General features: G+C 51.6%; 18 protein-coding genes, 1 tRNA gene and 1 pseudogene. 8 read left to right on the top strand and 12 right to left on the bottom strand.

Features of this window, described 5'->3' with window-relative positions:
* The first annotated feature begins 63 nt into the window (after positions 1-63).
* Together orn and B145_RS0121610 are read left to right on the top strand one after the other, a co-directional pair.
* The gene (orn, locus tag B145_RS0121605) at positions 64-615 is read left to right on the top strand and encodes an oligoribonuclease (RefSeq protein ID WP_018610171.1); all 552 of its coding nucleotides are present in this window, start codon (positions 64-66) and stop codon (positions 613-615) included.
* Positions 616-708: 93 nt separating this feature from the next.
* The gene (locus tag B145_RS0121610) at positions 709-1,248 is read left to right on the top strand and encodes an RDD family protein (RefSeq protein WP_083917846.1); all 540 of its coding nucleotides are present in this window, start codon (positions 709-711) and stop codon (positions 1,246-1,248) included.
* A 64-nt stretch (positions 1,249-1,312) separates the two neighbouring features.
* Here the strand turns inward: B145_RS0121610 and B145_RS27840 are convergent, their stop codons facing one another.
* Positions 1,313-1,756 carry a hypothetical protein gene (locus tag B145_RS27840; protein ID WP_018610173.1) on the bottom strand — a complete coding sequence of 148 codons (444 nt, stop codon included), beginning with the start codon at positions 1,754-1,756 and terminating at the stop codon, positions 1,313-1,315.
* Between the two features lie 278 nt (positions 1,757-2,034).
* Between B145_RS27840 and B145_RS0121620 the strand changes: the two genes are divergently transcribed.
* Both B145_RS0121620 and B145_RS28880 read left to right on the top strand, forming a co-directional pair.
* Positions 2,035-2,111, top strand: a tRNA-Val gene (locus B145_RS0121620).
* A gap of 330 nt (positions 2,112-2,441) precedes the next feature.
* A complete protein-coding gene (locus tag B145_RS28880) occupies positions 2,442-2,639 on the top strand; it encodes a hypothetical protein (RefSeq protein ID WP_157288575.1) in 198 nt (65 codons plus the stop codon).
* Positions 2,640-2,937: 298 nt separating this feature from the next.
* On the opposite strand, the gene B145_RS28885 is transcribed toward B145_RS28880, so the two are convergent.
* Positions 2,938-4,815, bottom strand: a complete 1,878-nt coding sequence (locus B145_RS28885) for a hypothetical protein (protein ID WP_157288576.1) — start codon at positions 4,813-4,815, stop codon at positions 2,938-2,940.
* A gap of 485 nt (positions 4,816-5,300) precedes the next feature.
* Between B145_RS28885 and B145_RS0121625 the strand changes: the two genes are divergently transcribed.
* The gene (locus tag B145_RS0121625) at positions 5,301-5,528 is read left to right on the top strand and encodes a hypothetical protein (RefSeq protein ID WP_157288577.1); all 228 of its coding nucleotides are present in this window, start codon (positions 5,301-5,303) and stop codon (positions 5,526-5,528) included.
* Positions 5,529-5,605: 77 nt separating this feature from the next.
* On the opposite strand, the gene B145_RS0121630 is transcribed toward B145_RS0121625, so the two are convergent.
* Positions 5,606-5,911: a BrnA antitoxin family protein gene (locus B145_RS0121630; RefSeq protein ID WP_018610176.1), complete on the bottom strand. Its 306-nt coding sequence runs from the start codon at positions 5,909-5,911 to the stop codon at positions 5,606-5,608.
* A gap of 613 nt (positions 5,912-6,524) precedes the next feature.
* Here B145_RS0121630 and B145_RS28890 point away from each other — a divergent pair.
* Positions 6,525-6,800, top strand: a complete 276-nt coding sequence (locus B145_RS28890; RefSeq protein WP_157288578.1) for a hypothetical protein — start codon at positions 6,525-6,527, stop codon at positions 6,798-6,800.
* 187 nt (positions 6,801-6,987) lie between these two features.
* Entirely contained in the window at positions 6,988-8,364 is a 1,377-nt protein-coding gene (locus tag B145_RS26605; protein WP_018610181.1) for a hypothetical protein, read from the top strand.
* 207 nt (positions 8,365-8,571) lie between these two features.
* Here B145_RS26605 and B145_RS27045 read toward each other — a convergent pair.
* The 5 genes and pseudogenes from B145_RS27045 to B145_RS26615 form a co-directional block, all read right to left on the bottom strand.
* A pseudogene (locus B145_RS27045) lies at positions 8,572-9,023 on the bottom strand (IS3 family transposase); the annotation flags it as partial.
* The gene (locus B145_RS0121655; protein ID WP_018610183.1) at positions 9,004-9,537 is read right to left on the bottom strand and encodes a DNA-deoxyinosine glycosylase; all 534 of its coding nucleotides are present in this window, start codon (positions 9,535-9,537) and stop codon (positions 9,004-9,006) included. The gene B145_RS0121655 and the pseudogene B145_RS27045, both read right to left, overlap by 20 nt.
* An 11-nt stretch (positions 9,538-9,548) precedes the next feature.
* Positions 9,549-10,670 (bottom strand): methyltransferase, encoded by a 1,122-nt coding sequence (locus tag B145_RS0121660; RefSeq protein ID WP_018610185.1) that lies wholly within the window; start codon positions 10,668-10,670, stop codon positions 9,549-9,551.
* 350 nt (positions 10,671-11,020) lie between these two features.
* The gene (locus tag B145_RS0121665; RefSeq protein WP_018610187.1) at positions 11,021-11,236 is read right to left on the bottom strand and encodes a hypothetical protein; all 216 of its coding nucleotides are present in this window, start codon (positions 11,234-11,236) and stop codon (positions 11,021-11,023) included.
* Positions 11,229-11,429, bottom strand: a complete 201-nt coding sequence (locus tag B145_RS26615) for a hypothetical protein (RefSeq protein WP_018610189.1) — start codon at positions 11,427-11,429, stop codon at positions 11,229-11,231. Before B145_RS26615 ends, B145_RS0121665 begins: the two co-directional genes overlap by 8 nt.
* A gap of 132 nt (positions 11,430-11,561) precedes the next feature.
* Between B145_RS26615 and B145_RS27845 the strand changes: the two genes are divergently transcribed.
* Positions 11,562-11,981 (top strand): helix-turn-helix domain-containing protein, encoded by a 420-nt coding sequence (locus B145_RS27845; RefSeq protein ID WP_018610191.1) that lies wholly within the window; start codon positions 11,562-11,564, stop codon positions 11,979-11,981.
* A gap of 124 nt (positions 11,982-12,105) precedes the next feature.
* Here B145_RS27845 and B145_RS0121680 read toward each other — a convergent pair whose 3' ends face one another.
* From B145_RS0121680 to B145_RS0121695, 4 genes are all read right to left on the bottom strand, one after another.
* Positions 12,106-12,579, bottom strand: coding sequence for a type II secretion system protein (locus B145_RS0121680; RefSeq protein ID WP_018610193.1), 474 nt, complete (start codon positions 12,577-12,579; stop codon positions 12,106-12,108).
* 170 nt (positions 12,580-12,749) lie between these two features.
* Positions 12,750-13,403, bottom strand: a complete 654-nt coding sequence (locus B145_RS0121685; protein WP_018610194.1) for a hypothetical protein — start codon at positions 13,401-13,403, stop codon at positions 12,750-12,752.
* A gap of 126 nt (positions 13,404-13,529) precedes the next feature.
* Complete coding sequence (locus tag B145_RS0121690; protein ID WP_018610195.1) at positions 13,530-14,201, bottom strand: acyl carrier protein; 672 nt, start codon at positions 14,199-14,201, stop codon at positions 13,530-13,532.
* A gap of 79 nt (positions 14,202-14,280) precedes the next feature.
* Positions 14,281-15,174, bottom strand: a complete 894-nt coding sequence (locus tag B145_RS0121695) for an EamA family transporter (protein ID WP_018610196.1) — start codon at positions 15,172-15,174, stop codon at positions 14,281-14,283.
* Between the last annotated feature and the right edge of the window lie 202 nt (positions 15,175-15,376).

The raw sequence follows: 15,376 nt of genomic DNA on the forward strand, positions 1-15,376 counted from the left end.
AATAAAGTTATAGCTGGTGTCAGCGTGCGAAAATACCAGTTTTGAACGCAAGCAGGGGATTATATGGCACAGGACAAGAACAACCTCGTCTGGCTGGACATGGAAATGACCGGGCTGGAGCCGGACCGCGACCGTATCATTGAGATCGCCATGATCGTCACCGACGCCAATCTCAACGTGCTGGCTGAAAGTCCGGTGGTCGTGGTGCATCAGACCAATGCAGTGCTGGACGCAATGGACGACTGGAACAAGAACACCCACGGCAAATCCGGCCTGATTGAGCGCGTCAAAGCCTCCACCACGGATGAAGCTGCTGCCGAAGCACTTTACCTGGAATGGATGGCCCAATACGTCCCTGAGCGCACCACCCCGATGTGTGGCAACACCATCGGGCAGGATCGCCGCTTCATGGCGCGCTACATGCCCAAGCTGGAAGCCTACTTCCACTATCGCAGTATTGATGTCAGCACCCTCAAGGAACTGGCTCGCCGCTGGAACCCGGAGATTCTCAACGGCTTCAAAAAGAGCGAAGCCCATACTGCGTTGGCTGACATTCGTGAGTCGATTGAGGAGCTGCGCCACTATCGGCAGTACTTCCTGCGTTTGCCTGCCTGAGCAGGTAGCAGATGCAAGGGGCAATTAGCTGGGCCCTTATGAGGAATAAATAAAGTATGATTGCCGGTGTTTTTTCTTAAAGGGGGAGTGAAAATGCTGTGTTGTGGGAACTGTGGCGCCCCGATTGTTGTAGGCGGAGCGTTTTGCGACAAATGTGGGGGCCGAATTGATGATGGGCGTGTCTTGCAAACGCCTCTGGAATACGCAGGTTTTTGGCGGCGCGTAGCGGCGTCCATGATCGACGGCGTCCTGATGTTTGTCGTCAAGCTCATTGTGAGCACAGTATTGATCTTGGGGTTTCATGCTATGAAAAGATCAGGCGATCAGATTTCGTCAGATGCCAGCATGGTGGTTTTTGCTGCCGACTATGGTGTTGGCCTTGTTATCAACTGGCTTTACTTCGCTTTGATGGAATCCTCCGCCAAGCAAGCGACAGTAGGCAAGCTCGCCCTGGGAATTCAAGTGACCGATGTGGATCACAACAGAATTTCGTTCGCGCGTGCCAGTGGCCGCTATTTCTCCAAGATCGCATCTGCCATCATTCTGATGATCGGCTTTATGATGGCTGGTTTCACCCAGAAAAAGCAGGCACTGCACGACATGATGGCCTCTACCTTGGTGGTGGTCAAATAAGGCAAGGCGCTGTTTTACGGCAAGCGGTAGAAGAGTGCTTCACTTTTACCGCTTGCCAGACGGATCATTTGTCCAGATATTTGATAGCTGTGTAGCGGGCCACCTGATGGGTCGAGATTGGCACTCCAAAGCCCAGCCCCAGGCCAAAACCGTGACGGTCACCAAACATACCCCCGGTGGTGATGCTCGAATCCGGCCGGGTTTCGGTGACAACCTCTATCAACGCGGTGGCACCCACCTCGTGCGCTTTTTTCAGTACCGAAGCATCCACACGCTTATGGTTCTCATCTATCTGGGCGCCAAATGGCTCTTCGATGTACCCCAGGATGGTATATCTGCGATCGGGCTCACCAATGAACCAGACGTCAATACCCTCCACAGTGAAGCGAGAGCCACCTCGCCCCTGGAAGCTGTTGTCGCGTCCTTCGTGTTCATAGAAGCGAGAAGTAGCACAGGCCCCTAGTCCCAGGCAGAGAACAATCAGGCACAATTTGAGTATGGTTTTCATGAGGGGGCTCCATGAATGGTAAGTGATTACGCATAGGCGTCATCGTAAAGCCTATGACCTGCTTTTTTGGGAATTCTATCCCCGAATACCAAGATGGCGCACACTGTACATTCCACCACAGCCATGTGAGATAGCAAAAAGCACTAGGCGGGTGCCAAAGATTGTGCCAAACTGCGCCCCAGCTTGCACAGAGACCTCTGGCCCCGGCCAGAGTTTTGAAGCGGGTAGCAAAAAAGCTTTGACAGATTCAAAAAAATCTCTATAATGCACAGCTCTTCAGGCGCGTAGCTCAGCTGGTTAGAGCACCACCTTGACATGGTGGGGGTCGTTGGTTCGAGTCCAATCGCGCCTACCAGAATTGGTAGGTAAAAAGCCCTAAGTCTCAATGACTTAGGGCTTTTTCGTTTTCAGCCTGCCTTTTCGTTGGGCGCTTTTGGGGAGTTCCCCATCGCGGACGCCAATAATTGCCGGGCGTTTCCTTGGTCTATACGCTAGCCAGCTGAAATGGGACGGTTCTCAGCAGAGCTTAGTATTGCCGCCAAGTTATAACAATGTCAAAAAACCGGTATAAAAGACTATTGATAATTTCGCGGAAATCCACCCACAGGGGAATTTTTCACAAGTTGGCATCCCGTGCAGGTCAGCCCGGATTAGGGCTTTTCACCCTGCATAGGAGCATCCAACCATGTCGCAAAATGCCATCCTGCTGTCCGGGGATCTGTCGGTCGATATTCTCGATGAGAATGGAAAACCACCGGTTTCCAGACGCTGGAAGCTGATTCCCTCAAAGTCACCCCAAGTCGGACACCAAGGAAGCCGCCTCCCGGTGCCGTGCTACCTATGGGTAGAACCTCGCCCAGGTGGTGGTGGCCAAGCCTTCTGAATTCGAACTGCGCCTGCAAGGCTTCCTTGATGTCGAGCCACGCGAATCGGGCGGGGGTACAGGTCAAGGTGCAAGCGGAGTTTGTGGAGGATTTTGGGGAACTGTAACTCACTCAGGAAAAGAAGTTACAGCCTGACAAGGTTCTTTGTATAGTCTGAAGGATCTGTTGTCGGTGCCCTACATAGTAAAAATTGCACGGCTCCTGGGCAAAATTCGACTAAAACGTTCAGATCTGAGGCAAAGTTACGGGGCAGGTTGTATCTATAATTAACCTGCCACGTAAGTGCTATTGCTCAGATTATTCGATAGTAATTACGGATTTTGGCGCAGGAAGGTGAGTAAATGCTTCTGCTGCGCTATCATTCCCGATGACTACAACATCCAGAGTGCATGCTTCCAGCCAAACTTCGGCAACTCCCGCATTTCTGCAAACGGTCATTCCGTGCTGGCGTTGCATGGGGCTCAAATGTTTAGCTAGGAATACTTTCTTGGCTGGTGTAAAGCTGCTGCCAACTTTTAGTTTGGCTGGCAATCTAGACGTGCCAGGATTAACCTGCCAGGACTTACCAAACACATTGTTTAAATCTCTAAAGGCTAGTTTGGCGGGTAATACTTGGCCTTTTGAGGTACTACCGATCAAAGCGCCAAAAGCAGCTGACGTTAAACTCTTTCCTGGAAGGACGTAAGCATTGACATAGGGTGGGTTGGCGCTGATGACATCTGCCTGAACCTGATTTCCGTTCGGATCAGAAATCTTGTAGCCAGTCCCGTTATGAGTAATCTGGACATCCTGACCAAAGCTTCTGGTTTGCCCGCTTGGAATGACAAATGGTGTTCCTTTGACCCATATGGTCGAGCCAGACGATGGAATGACAACTGGCATGCCTTGGGTTTGTACGGTAATTGAGTTGTTAACTGACGTGTTTGGCCAACTCGGCGCACCAGAGGTCTGTGCTGCGGTCACTATAAAACCCGCTCCGTCATTGAGCAGCGTAAATTCCCCGGCCGCTTGGAAATCATAAGTTTGCCCGGAGAATGTAATGATATGGGTATCCCCCCAGCTTGTTGCAGTGGCACATGACGCAGTGCTTGGTGAAACATTGGTCTGCGTGAATGTGATAGAGGGCCAGTTCTGATTCGGCACAGCGCTTGGCGTGCCTGACAAGGTCAGACTATTTGTTTCCCCGGTAAACCCCTGCAGTGAACAGCTAGGGGCTGCGGCAGAACCGTAGTTGACGGCGGTTTGTACGGTGATAGTCGAACCAGCGTTGAAGACTGCACTTGAGCCGCAGCAGTCACCCACAATATTAAACTCTGAGAGATTCCATTTTTGCCCGAGGTCAGGGAAATAATTATTGCCGTTAGTTGAATAGACAACTCCAGCAATACTCAATCCAATTGAATCCATTGCACCAGAATTATTGCCAGCAGATCCAATCACCGTCATTTGCCCGAGCTGAGCAATGGCGACGCCTGTATAAGGTACTGAATTTGTACTGTTGGTGTAGCAGTCTCCACCGTAAGACCACCATCCAGCTGGACACGTTGCATTGTAATTAATGAGCCAATATTGAATAAAGACAAAAGAGCCATTTGTTCCACCCGCTGGATCATTTGACACCACAAACTGTTCCCAGCCTAAACAGTTGCCAGGATTGCTCGCCCCGCTACAAGTTTGTGTCTGAAAGAACTGAGTATTTAGTTGTAGGGAAAAATTATTCGGGGAACTGGCTCCTCCAGGTTGCACCGTGGATTCGCTGGTTACTCCGGTGATGTTTACAAAAGAACCTTCAGCTTGCGTGGTTGCGCCGGTTGTGTTGGCGGAATAATCTACTCCATTTCCAACTGTTTGCCCTCTCGGCCCCTTTCTGGGGGGGTATGGCCGATTAGGAGGCGTTACGCATGATATCGGTTCCCACTCCAATTTAGGGTACATTGCCCGATGGCAACCTCCTTGAGGTTTTGTTTTGATGATTGCTCTACGCCAGACCTCACTTTGCTTTGGTGTTACAGCTTGAGCTGCTTCGGGCATTTCAATTGCGCGTAGTTCAGTTGCAGGCGCAGAATTCTTAGGGGATATGTCTTGTGCAGAAGCACCAAAGTGGTATCCCATAAGCAAAAATACTGAAATAATACAAATTGATATTTTTGATGATTTTGATTTGTTGGTATTCATTGCAGTCCCCTGTTAGAGCGCATGTTAGTCCATGCCAAATAACCTTAGCATTGATAAAATGGGTACGCAGATGAATAAGCCGAAGTGGAGTGTCATTTGCCCGATAGTCTGGATTCAGAATTTGAATTACCAGCGTATTTGTATACGGGCGATTCATAATCAAGGCGACTGAGGAACACGTATCAAAATGAACGCTGTCGTACCAGTTTTCATCATGCAAAGTAGTGTAGATAAATCGGTGTTTGAACTATCTTATGAACCTGAAATTCGTTGTACTACAATAGCCGTTATGGTCGTGGTGTTTATCCGCATGTGGTTCTATGACTTTTAGCTTATAGTACAAGAGACCGTAATTTTTGTTTCCTGAATGGTATTGATATCAGCTCTCGCGGAAATCCACCCGCAGGCGCAAAGTCATTCAAGTTGGCATTCTATGCAGGTCAGCCCGGATCTGGGCTTTTCACTCTGCATAGGAGCAGCCAACCATGTCGCAAAAATCTGGGCGCGTTTTAAGCGCCTGTTTCCTGATGCCCAGCTCAAGATCGGCACGGTGCTCTCCACCGACAGACCGGCTCCAGCATTGTTCAGCTCATTGGTGGGGCACGCTCACCGTGCGCGGTACCAGCGTGGCCAGCGGTAAGAAGGCGTTTGTGCGGGATGGTTTGATTGAGGGGACAGTGCCGGATTTGCCGGGGGTGGAGATTGAGGTTTAGGTGCCTATGGCCTGGGTGGATATAAGCGATTTGCAAGGGGCGGTGAACTCACACAAAGCTCAGCCGCCCCTTGCTGCTTATGCCTTATGATTCTGTGAACGCAACATGGCCTCACGCAAGATGGCATTCATGCGAGTCTGATAGCCTTTGCCCTGACTCTTGAGCCAGGCTAGTACATCCGAATCAATCCGCACAGAAGCGTGCGTTTTTACTGGCTTGAAAAACGGATTGGGTTTTGCATGCGCCCAGAACGCCTCATCCAGCGGAGGGATGTCACTGTAATCGATCTCGCTATCGGGCTTCTCTGCCAGTGTTTTGAGCTCTGCCTTGCGCTCCTCGGTCAGAGGCAGCAACTCACCTTGCTTGTATCTAACCTTCTTCATAACGCCTCCGTTCCTTTCGGTCTGTACGACGGGCACTGATGATCCGTACCACCTCAATGCCCTCATCCTCAAAATGCACCGTGTGCCACAACGGCAGCCAACCTTCTGCCATGCTAATTGTTTTTCACTGCAACTAATCGTTATTAATGCGAGCCTGATTCGAGATTTAAACGGATCGACGAAGGAAAGCGCAGCGTTCTCTGACTGGATTACGTGCTGAAATTAGTTGATCTTTACCTTCCAGGGGAGGGGTTGGATGCGCTGCTCTGTGCTTCACAGCGTAGCTTCAATTTGCATATACACAAGTGTATGCACAAATCAAAATACAAATATATTCTCAGGCTTCTACTTGAATAGTGTGTGGATTTTCTGTTGTGCTGACAAAAAAGAAGGATTGAAGCGGTAACAAAACATATCGAGAAAATATGGTAGTGCCTAAATGGGTATAAATTTTTACTTAACCCTTAAAGAAAATATGATTTTATATGTAGGTTGGGTTTTGATTTTTATTTTGCATAATCATTAAGAATTTTTTTGTTGTGGGTTGTATCGTGCCTGTGAAATAGTTCATGTCTTTTACAAAAAATACCCACTTTAATATGGAGGATATTTAATGATATACCGTAACCTTTTGATTCTCACTGTAGGTGCTTTTTTGAGTGTTTCCGTATATGGGGCTGATGCTAAAGAACAACCTAAAAAGGAAAATGTTGAAATGCCAAAAGGGGCTAGTTCAGATGCTCTTGCTGCAAATGGCCCGCATCTTTGCTATTCCGCCAGAAAATGTGAAGGTAAAGTTCTTAGCAACAGGGATAAACACAACTGTAAAGTAAAGTCTAATGGTAAAAGCTGGCGAGATCAGGCGGGTGCTGCGTGTGAGGCTCTGTGATCTCTGTTGGGCTGTATTTATTTATATATCAAAGCAGTAACCCATAAGCGTTATGAGAATGGTGTCGTTTGGGAGCGATGCATATTGTCCCCTGCGCGGCGTTGTGTATTGCGTTTTTGATTATTTGTTATCGGCTTAAGTCAAATGGTAAAACCAATGTGACAGCCTAGCAAATTTGGAGAAGAAAATGCGTAGAGTACTATCTAACCCAACACTTGATCCCAAACTCGCATCTGCATTGTATATCAATAATAATGAGCATCCCTTGGCAACCACAAGTGAAGCTCCTCTTGCGCCAGTAGCGCTCAATGACGAAAATGACAAGTCTTGGAACCACTTGTATGGCGCCATCATTGATGGTTTGGGCGTAAGCCCGCAAAATTTCCAGTTGATTTATCCGTTCACAACTTGGGATTGGCCTATTACACCGAATGGTTATACCTCTGCCGCACAATGGGACTTTTGTTCCATGGTGCCGCAGTTCAGTGCAACGGGTGCGTACACTTCAGCAGGAACAGCATTCAACGATGCCTATGGTTCTATGCTCAACATCGTCAGCGCCGCGACATCGGACCCCAAACTAGCCGCGCAAATTGAACAAGCTCGCAACATGTTGCAGCTTGCGAGCAACAATTACGACACGATCTATGCACAGTCGCGCTTAGCCTACCTCAAGGAGACTGGGAGCGCCAATAACCCTGTCTACACCGAATGGCTCGGGAGTATGGGGGGGCGGTCGTGGAAAGCGCAGCTGGATTCGGCATGGATCAATGTCCAGGCGCAGCAAGCCGTCTACAACCAACTGCTTTCGGAAACGACCACTCCGGGCCTCAAAGACGCCCAGAGCAGGCTGAACAACACTGACTATTACACCCAATTCCAAGATCCTTCGCTGTCGTCTTTCCCGAAGGTTCCCGCCTATTCGCTTGCCATGGATGCAACGACCTGGTTGCAAAAGGTGCAATCTGGAACGGGCGGGAGTGCGGGGACGATTGGTTTTTCAAATTCGCAATCGGATTACGATTACACCAAGACTTGGGCTGGCGGCAGCGCATCAGTTGGTAATTTCTTCTGGAGTGTAAATGTTGGGGGTTCCTGGGAAAGGATAGATGAGTTCTCTTCCGACTCGTCATTGAAAGTAGTGGTCAGCTTCCAGGCCTGGGATCAGATCTCCATTCAAGCAGAACGCTGGTATAACGGAGCATTCGTCTCGGCCATCAAAAATGGCCCATTCATCCGCGGTTATTCCCCCTATGGCGACGCAAGCGCAAAAGCGGTCTGGGGCCCAGCTGGAATTATGTCGGTTCAGAAAGTGGGGATGATTGTTTGCTATAAGCCTTCTTTTGCTATTACGGTCAGCTCTTCCTCATTTAAATCCTTTTCCGAAAAATGGAACGTCTCGGCGGGGCTGCGCATCGGCCCATTTAGCTTCAGCGGTGGCGGCGGAAGTTCCTCTTCCGGCTGGACGGCCAATGCGGCGACAAGCACATTCACCGGTAGCTCAACATCAGAGGCGGCGCTGATCATGGGGCTGAACATCAATCTGATCAATCCGGCTTCTTAGGCACACAGGCGTCACGAATAAGCGATAGGGACTACTTTCGTTTTGGCAAGTTCTACTCTTCAACGCAACAACGACGCTGCCTATGGCTGTTATTGGTTTGGGCTTTTCATATCGGCTTCGATAGGTTTGAGTGACAGAGATTGATAAGTTGATGTGCATTGCTTGGATGAATTATTGGGTGTGACCCGTCCTGAATTAGGTTGCCACCTACGAGCGTAGATTTTCGCTCTGGTTGATCTTCACAATAGATGCCCGATGAACCTCATCGGGCGTTTTCATTTTCAAGGACAAATGCGGTCTTTGCTGGTTATAGATTTTTACTGATTCATTAACCATACGTCGAGCTGTTCAAGATCGGCTGGTCGATGCAGCAGGAATTCGTTTTTCAGGATGCCATTAACTTGCTCTGCCAAGGCGTTCTGGTAGCAATCATAGCCATCAGTCATTGAGCAAGTGATGTCATGGCTACTGTGCAGATGTTGATACTCATCCGAACAATACTGGATTCCTCGATCAGAGTGATGAATCAATGCTTGCCGGGTTTGACGTGTTTTGAGCGCCATCTTCAAGGCTTGGCTGACCTGTCGGGTCTGCAGCGTGTCGTGGACGTGGTAGCCCACGATTCGACGTGACCACATGTCAGTGATCAGACTCAGGTATTTTGAGCGCAGTCGCCCAGGTGTTTTTCTTCTCTGCTACGGGGATGGATGCGTTGGCTGGGCTGGTGGAGGGTAGGCGCAGGTATTCGATGCCTGGGTGGCTCAATTGCGGCTGAATATGACGCTGAAAGAGCTGCGCCGCTGCCGCACCGTTAAAGCAGATTCGTTGGATGTGCGGGTGGATGGCGAGGAAGCCTGGGAGGTCATTGGGGATTGCACTGGCCGCATCAATATCTGCGTCCAGGCTGCCAGGGCGATGGCAGCGGGCGAGCACATCCCACACAGCAATCTGGTGTGCTTGCAAACTGGCAATGCGTTCTGAATATTCCGCACGGGGATCAAAGCCCAAAGCCTCGCCCAGAATCTTCCAGAATAGATTTTGCGGATGGGCGTAGTACTGCTCCGCACGCAGAGAAGCGAGGCTGGGCATGCTGCCCAGGATCAGGATACGGGCATCTTTTTCCGCAACAGGCGGAAAGCTCTCGACGATATGTTCGCCCTCTGTTTTGGCCATGATTTCCAGGTTCAGGTTGGGCGCGCACCCAGGCGCCAGAGGGAAGTGACTTCTTGCTTGCGCGCCTCGTACAAAGGATCGTCGGCGTCGTTTGTCTTGGGGTGGCGGGGGCGGATATCGAGCCGCTGCAATACTGTGAGGCCTGCAGCATCAATAGCCTTGAGCAGTGCTTCCCGGCTGCGCAGTCCCAGGTGCTCGGCCAAGTCCGAGAGGATTAACCAGCCTTCGCCAGAAGGCGCAAGATGAGCGGCCAAGCCATTGAGGAAACCCATCAGCATCTGGCTGTCCGGGTCATACACCGCGTTTTCGATGGGAGAGCTGGGCCGGGCAGGGAGCCAGGGCGGGTTACATACAATCAACCCGGCTTGTCCGGCGGGGAAGAGATCTGTGTTCTCAAGTTTTATACTATCCGCATACCCGAGTTTTTGAAGATTATCTTCGGCACATGCCAGTGCGCGTGGATTGGTGTCTGTGCCGATAATATGTTTAATGCCGCGTTTGGCGAGCAATGCGGCAATCACACCTGTGCCTGTGCCTATGTCATAAGCAAGATCTGTAGCAGGCAAGGGCGCATTTTCGATCAGATCAAGGTATTCTCCACGTAAAGGTGAAAAAACCCCGTAATGCGGATGAATACGGGCTTGCAGGGCAGAGATTTCTACTCCGTTTTTGCGCCACTCGTATGCGCCAATCAAGCCCAGTAATTCACGCAACGAGCATACATAGGTATCGTTGTTCGGGCCGTATGCCTGGGTGCAGGCCTGTACCACATCGGGTGCGCGACGCAGAGGAATAAGGTGGCCGGGCTGGAATGGAATCAGCAGCATTCCAAGCGTGCGGGCGCGTTGCGACTGGGCGAGACGATGCAGGTTGAAAGCCTCCAGTGGTGTCGAGCCTTTCTTGCGGCCTTTGCGCTCGATACGCCGTCCCATGGCTTGCAAAAGCTGCCGTGCATTCTGGAAATCTCCACGCCATAACAAAGCTGTGCCGCTGCAAGCCAGCCGCCAGGCGTCGTCTGCCGTCATGCGGTCGTCAGCCACCATCACCCGGCGCGGGGCTGGGGTAGCACTTTCAGACTGCCAGCGTGCGGAAAACGCTTGTTCGTTTTCAATCCAGTGGATCAGGCCTGTCAAGGTGGTACTCCATAAAATGGTTTTGTTGGATGCAGATGGCTTTGTATAGGTGTGCAGCTCAAAGGAATTCTCGTTTGAGGCTGGATGAGGAAAGAATTGACTGCAGGGGAAACTGCTGCTGCCTATTACCTCTTCACCTTCTCTACACCCTTACCCATTCTACCACCTTAGCCGTGAACCGCCGTAATAGCTGAATGGCGCAATGTTGTCGAGGCAAGGAGTGCCTTCGTGGATTTAGCCGCAGGCTTTGTAGTGGAAACTGAAGTTCATATTACCTAACCGGGGCTTCAGGAATGTATGAATTGTCCCTTGATTGAGCTACGTGTGCAAAGCCTATTGTCATGGCATGTTCAGTTGTTTGAGGCAAGGCGTTCTGCATGGGCGATGAGGGCGGACGCCAGTGTCATGCTTTCTTCGGCATCCAGGTGAAGGCTTTGCCCGCAGAGGCTGAGTTGGAGTGTACATTGGCCGAATTGGCTGTCGATGCGCACCAGAGTGCATCCAAGTAGCAGTTCATGGGTGCGGCGGGGTTCATGGAACAGGTTGTGAGAAGGGGGCTCAGTCATGATCTGTGCCGGGGGTTGCGGTGGAGGAACGGGTGACTTGGGGTTGCTGGGCCTGTTGTTGGTAGGCGGCCAGCCCACGCAGGAATAGGAGCCGGGCCATGGAGCCTGCGGAGCGGGCTTCCTGCTGGGCCAGGGCGAGCAGGTCGGCTAATTCTGCTTCTGTCAGGGGCATGTTCACGCGGGTGCGAACCATGCCATTCGGCGCGCGAGATAACGGTTGCAGCGTTATATGTTTTTCCATGTTGTACGATGTGCAGCAGATTGGTTGGAATGTACCCATTATTGCCATCAAAAAATGGTAAGTAAATAACGGTGTAATCAAAAAATGGAAATTGGTGAGCGCCTTAAGGAAGAGCGTACCCGTCTGGGCATGAGCCAGACGGAGTTGGCGGAACTCGGTTGTGTGCAGCGCAATACCTTGTTTAATTATGAGAAGGGCGTGCGCTCGCCGGATGCAGATTTCCTGGCGCGAATTGCCGAGCGCGGGGCCGATATCCTTTATATCGTTACGGGCAGGCGCTCCGGCGCTTTGCTGGGTGTGGAGCAGGAGTCGCAGCTTGCGGCGCTGTCGCGCTTGCCACAGGCGGTACGGGAATGGTTACTTGGGGTGACTGGGGTGACGAACCCGCAGCCTGTTTCGGGTGTGAGTTATGGGGTGTCGGAGGCGTCTTCCAGGCAGTTGCATCAGGAGATCGCCACATATGGCGCGGGCAAGGTGCACGACAAAGAAACCGGGCAGGACTGAGAACCTGTGCATAATCATAATCTTAGCGAGGCCATGATCAAGGTTCATGCGCTGATCTTCACACCGCTGACGGCCTCATGCTATGGAATCTGAACAGGTTTTGAGTGCTGAGTGCACTCAGGCGTTAGCAGCCAGAAGTCTTCTTGTTGATCGCAAAATTGCTGGCACCATACCATGCCCCCACGTAATCTACAGCGCAATTGGCGGGGTCTGCAGCGGCGGCGAGTTGGAATGAGGTGGTTTCTGTACTCGCGGTGAAGACGATGGCGTATTGCGAAGAGATTTCCACGGCCATGTCGATGCCATATCCAGCATTGCCCCCATCTGGCCAGCCGTAATTCATCTGATAGGCCACCCCATTTACCGTGAGTGAGCTATTGCCCAGGTTCGGGTTGCACGAAGGGGTCAGGCGGCACTTCAGGCGCAATTCATTCGCTGCCGAACCTACGGCACCATACAACGCATTGACCGTGGCGACGCGTGCCTCCTGGCGCATGTTGACGAATTTGGGCAAAGCTACGGCTGCCAATGTAGCGATTACCGCCAGCACAACAACGAGTTCGATCAGGGTAAAACCGCGAGCTTGAATTGGGGGCATGGTCTGCACATGTCAAAAACACGGCTTATCCACCGGACTCCAAACAAAGTGAGCCGAGCTATGTCCGGCGTGAAAAGCGTAAGGTTTTGATTTTTAGCATGAATGCGCCCATTCGTTTGTAAAATAGTTTGCCGGGCGTGACGCAGTTGGCGCAACACCCACCCTGGTAATCAGCAGGCGACACCTTGCGCCACCACTACTGCGGTCAGCTTGTTGGCACTGAAGACGAACTCTATGTGCGTCAGATACGGCATGTCACCCTTGTCGGCTTCGCGTACCAAGGCGTGTCTCTGGGTCTTGTCAGATGGATCATTGACCAATACGACATAACGCTTTTCTCCCTTTGTCTCGCTGGCCACCTCATTTTTTGCGCTGGTTGGGAAGAGTTTTTTGAAATCCTCAAATGTCATATTCTGCATGATCTCTTTGCCTCCCACCTTGATCGGGTAAAAGGTGGAGAAATCCGCCACCAGATTCATCCAAATGCGGGCTTTGAAACTTTTGAGTTCCCCCAATTTCCCCTTGTTCCTACTTGGGAATTTCACCTTTGGGTTGTCTTCAGCAAAGATTTCAATCGCAAACGTGCTACCTGCTTTCTTGAAGCTCGCGTCATAATTAGCCGTGCATTCAGAGAATTCATACTTTGTGGCAGACAAGTCTGTCTCAAAAGTTTTTTCGATCAATTCCCTGCTCATCGGGGCAAGCGCGTCGGCTCCTTTCACACTCATTTCATCGATTGCATTAAACGAAGCCGCCTGACACACAGATGCCCAAAAGAATGTTGAAGATGCAAAAAATGCCAATTTGATTGAACGTGCGAGCATAAATTCTCCTTGCAACAAAGTCTGTGGGCCATACAACTGACCCAGTTGAGCCGCATTCTGCCGCGCTCGCACAGTATTTTCCAGTTTCTGTGCCCCCAACTGACAGGTGGGGACTCTATGGCGGTGCTATTGGTCCATTCCGATATCCTGAGCGAAACGATGATCAGCTTGAATCAGTTCAAATGAGGTACCTGTTATTTCTGCGGTAAGTTGCATGACTTTGTGTAGTACAGCTTCGCGGGTCCAAAGTGGTGGGGTGGTGAGGCGGGCGTAGGGAATAAGGTGGGCGACGCTGCTTATGTTGGCGGGGATGAGGGTGCCGAACCGGTCACATATCAGGGTGGCAGTATAGAAAGAGATCAGCAGCGCCAGTATGATGACCCAGCCGGGTACTTGTGCGAGTAAGCAAGCTGCCAGCATAATCATTGACAAGACAATAAAAATTGCGTAGGCATATTGGCGCGGGCATTGCAACGGTGGAAGTTTTTTCGCGTTGATGGCGATTTTCAACTGATGCCATTGCTGTCTGATCGGTCTTGGCAGAATGGTTTGGAGCAGCGTATCGGGGTGAACGTCCTTGCGCGGTATGTCGAGTTGACGGATGAGTGCGCGGCGTATCTGGTAGAAGCTGGTTTGGGAGGCGCAAGGTTTGTCGGTTGGTGCGACCGCCCCGAGCTGACTGATGATGTATTCGGCAAGCAAGCGGGGTGTGAGGAGGTGTTCCATGGAGGAATCCTCAATCCGGATGCCAAATTCTTCTTCAACGCTGAGAATGAGTTCGACGCTTTCAAGCCCCATGTCTGTCGTTATGCTGGTTCAAAGTGCTTATACTGCAGTGGGGATTCGCTGGATGTCAATGTGTGGGCATTCCGTGTGGCTAATATCGTGTTTTTGCCCAAACGATAAGATGGGGCCAGAGGATATTGCCAGCAAGCCCGGCCATGACGCAGAAAGCCGCGATGAGTTTCCAGGCGGGGAAGGACTCACCCAATAGTAAGGCGGAGGCGCCCATGCCGAATACGGGCACAAGCAGTGCCATGGGGACCACGGTAGTGGCCGGGTGTTTTGCAAGCAGCCAGCCCCAGGCGACGTAGCCGAATAGTGAGTTGCCCCAGGCCTGCCAGACGACGGCGAGCCAGCTCTGCCACGTTGCTTGCTGCATGCCTGCCAAATCTGCGTGCCAACCTTCCATGATGAAAGACAGGGCGAAGAGTGGGGGAATGGCCCAGGCGCTGGACCATACCACGTAGGCGAGCATCTGTGCGGAGGGGCAGGCGCGTGCGGTGATATTGCCCCCGGCCCAGGAGAGTGCGGCCAGTAGTACCAAGGCAAGCCCCAGCCCGGTGATGGCACCGCTGACGTGGGTGAAAATCAGGGCGATGCCACTGCTGGCGCATAGTAGCGAGAGCCATTGGTAAGGACGTGGGCGTTCTCCGCCAAGCCACATGGAAAGCCCGATGGTGAAAAAAACCTGGGTCTGGATGACCAGGGAGGCGATACCCGGCGAGATGTGGCCATTCATGGCCAGATACAGCAAGCCAAACTGGCCCACGCCGATGAAGATGCCGTAGCGTGCCAGGTTGTGCCAGGGGACTGCCGGGCGTGGCAGGAAAAACATGGCGGGTAGCAGTACCAGGGTGAAGCGCAGTGCAGCAAGCAGGATGGGCGGCAAGTGGATGAGTGCGACCTTGATGACGACAAAATTGGTGCCCCAGACGAATACCACGGCCAGGGCGAGCAGGAAGTGACGTAGGGAGAGGGGGTTGTGCATTAGGGGACCGCTTGTGTTTGTTGTGTGTGACAAGTGCTGGGTCACGTAGTGCTTTCTATCCTAGCGCAAAGGTGGGGAGGGGGACAATGCACACCGGCTTTGTCATACCAGGGGTGGGCACAATGAATTGGAGAAGTGGTCAGATAGCGAGTTGGAGTATAGTGACCCAACATTTGGTGACAGACGCGCGGATATGGGTGTC

Origin of the sequence: Uliginosibacterium gangwonense DSM 18521 (assembly GCF_000373965.1) — a bacterium.
Taxonomy (GTDB): domain Bacteria; phylum Pseudomonadota; class Gammaproteobacteria; order Burkholderiales; family Rhodocyclaceae; genus Uliginosibacterium; species Uliginosibacterium gangwonense.